Below are 2039 nucleotides of genomic sequence, written 5' to 3' on the forward strand. Positions count from 1 at the left end.
GGTCGCTCGCCTACTTTGCTTGTTCGGAACCGCCGTTTACCAGGAGGGATGCCTGCGGACAGCGGTGGTGGCCGGGCCGTAGCCAGGCCCTGGCGAGGTGCCCGGGGAGCGGGTGCTGAAGATGCCCGGCCTCCATGCCGCTGTCAGCGTGCGTAACGGCGGACTGCTCGAAGCCTGAGCGGTAAGCCCCCGCCGGGCGCGCCGCCTGCATAGTATGAGCCTCTTAATGTGCACAGCCGGTTCGTTTGCCGGCCCATGGTGATGGTGGAGGGACGCGGGGATGGCGCGGAAGCAGGAGCGGAGTCATCGGTGGGCTCGCCAAGCGGGGGCAGTGTTCGCCAGCATGGCAATAGTTGCAAGCCTCACCGGGCAAGCCGGGGCCGCTGGGCCGGCGGGAAGTGGTTCTCTGGGGTCACTCGGGTCGAGCGCTGGTGAGGTCCCGGCGCAACCCGAAGTGCCCGGTGGCGGCTATGACCAACTGTTCGAAGACCCGGCTACGGGGGCCAGATCTGCTACCGGCTACGGCAAGCTGGTATTCCCTCAGCGGTCGATAACCCTTGCTGACGATGACGCACAGGTCACCGCTTCAACGGTGCCGGGTCTCCCCGAGGTCGTTCACAGGTCCTTACTTGAGTTGGCCGACGACGGGTTTGTGTCGGCTCCGGTTTCATTCACCGCAGAGCCTGGTGCTGCTGAGAATGGTCTGACCATTACCCGAACGTATCCAGCGCCGATACCTGCGGGGGCGTTCTTCTCTCTCGTGTACTGGGACGCCGCCACGGAGGCGTGGGTTCCGGTGGCCACAGAGATCAGCTCGGATCGTAGGACGCTCACTGCGCGAGTTGAGCATTTGTCGTGGTGGTCGGACCTGGTGGTGTCCGTGCAGGATGGCGGTGTCTTTAGGGATGCGGTGACTTCAGCAGGCAGCACAGTGATCGACAGCATCGGATCAGCCTGGGAGGCCACCTCGAGCGCTGTCCGCGGCGTAGGCGATCAGCTCGGAGATGGAGTAGGCCTAGCGAACGAGTATCTGTATCAGGGTGTCGCTGCAGTGTTTGGCTCCTTCGCCGACGTCCCAGACTGCACAGGGCCGGCACCGGCTTGGGTTGCTGATTACGGGAACCGTTTCGATGATCAAAGCGTATATGCTCCGATCAAATTCTGCGCCGGGCAGGCTCCAAGTGATTCTTCCCTGCTTCAAGTGAAGGCTGCACTAAATCGGACCTACCCGATGTTCTTCGACACCACGCCCGAGACGGTACGCATCAGAAACACGTGGGGCACAGGCACGTCTTTAGACAACGCCCTAGCGATACTTGCCAACCCGACAGCCAGCACCATGAGCATGCTCGCCGCCGTCATCAACGGAAACTTGGTCATGCCCGGCGACACCGTGGCGATGGAGTTTTCGCAGGCCGACGTGGTGGATAATGAGTATGCACTTGAAGTGCAGTTCGATAACTCCAGAATCATGGCTGCTATGGCGGTGCGGCTTGTAGAGATGGCTCTTAGTAGCGCACTGGGCGAGGGGTTAGACAGGGCGGGAACGACCGCGCTGGCCGTGGGGGCAGTGACCCAGTGTGCGGCAGAGTTCGCCCAGTTCAATACCGCAATGCTCGCGAATTCAGTTGCTGGCGGCGACCTCACCGCCGGAGTACTCGGCCCAATCTCTTCGTGCCTGACCGGGGCGCTCGACAACTATAGTGCTCAACTCACGGAAGAAGCGGCAACCAACTTCCGCAAAGTGATCGCGTCAAAGCGATGGGAAAGCCTTGGCAAGAAAGTGATGGCATCGAAAATCGTTCTCGATCTCGTGACCACCGCAGGCGAATACGGGGTATGGGACAATAAGTATGTCAACCCCGACGTAGGCGGGGGCCTCCAATTCCACCTCGGCGCCCGATATGAAGACAGCGACGGCGACACGCCAGTTTTCGAGATTAGCGCTGGCGGCAATCACACGTGCGCGAAGACAGCTGACGGCACGGCCCATTGCTGGGGAGACAATGACGCTGGACAGCTCGGCGACGGCACCACCA

At 61.6% G+C, this 2039-nt stretch carries 1 protein-coding gene; it reads left to right on the forward strand.

What is annotated here, in order from left to right:
• Positions 1–343: 343 nt before the first annotated feature.
• Positions 344–2039 (forward strand): RCC1 domain-containing protein (locus H483_RS40085; protein ID WP_238556286.1); only part of this gene is annotated, 1696 nt, incomplete at its 3' end.

Source organism: Dietzia sp. UCD-THP (assembly GCF_000349585.1).
Taxonomy (GTDB): domain Bacteria; phylum Actinomycetota; class Actinomycetes; order Mycobacteriales; family Mycobacteriaceae; genus Dietzia; species Dietzia natronolimnaea_A.